At 63.8% G+C, this 619-nt stretch carries 1 pseudogene; it reads left to right on the top strand.

Going from position 1 to position 619, the window contains the following annotated elements:
- A pseudogene (locus ACWGS9_RS35165) lies at positions 1–619 on the top strand (site-specific integrase); the annotation flags it as partial.

Raw genomic sequence — 619 nt, 5'->3', positions numbered from 1 at the left:
CAGGTGTCGCTGTTCGCACGGCACTTCGGCAAATCGCCGGACCTGCTCCGGCGCGAGGACATTCGGACTTATCAGGTCCATCTGACCAACGAGAAGAAGCTGGCGCCCGGCTCGATCCACACCGCCATTGCGGCGCTCCGCTTTCTCTACAGTGTGACGCTCGAAAGGGACTGGGCGCCTGAAGAGGTCCTCCCGCTTCCCAAGAACCCACAGAAGCTGCCGATCGTCCTCGGTCCCGAGGAGGTTCTAAGGTTCCTCGGCTGCGTCCTCGACGTCAAACATCACGTCATCCTGACCACGTGCTATGCCGCCGGCTTGCGCATCTCGGAGGCGGTTCAGCTGAAGCCCAACGACATCGACAGCCAGAGAATGGTCGTCCGCGTCGAGCAGGGCAAAAGGCCAGAAGGACCGCTATGTGACGCTGTCGCCCAAGCTCCTGGAGATCCTGCGCAGCTACTGGAAGGTGCGCCGACCAGTGGACTGGCTCTTCCCCGACGATCGCGTCGGCCAGCCGATCACCAGGGATGCGGTCGCGCAAGCCTGCGCGAAAGCGGGCGACCTCTCCGGCTTGTCCAAGCCGGTCACGCCGCACAGCTTGCGGCACGCCTTCGCCGTCCAT

It is taken from the genome of Mesorhizobium sp. Arg314, assembly GCF_053714275.1.
Note: the sequence above shows the minus strand (reverse complement) of the source record. Positions and strands in the feature narration are given on the sequence as shown.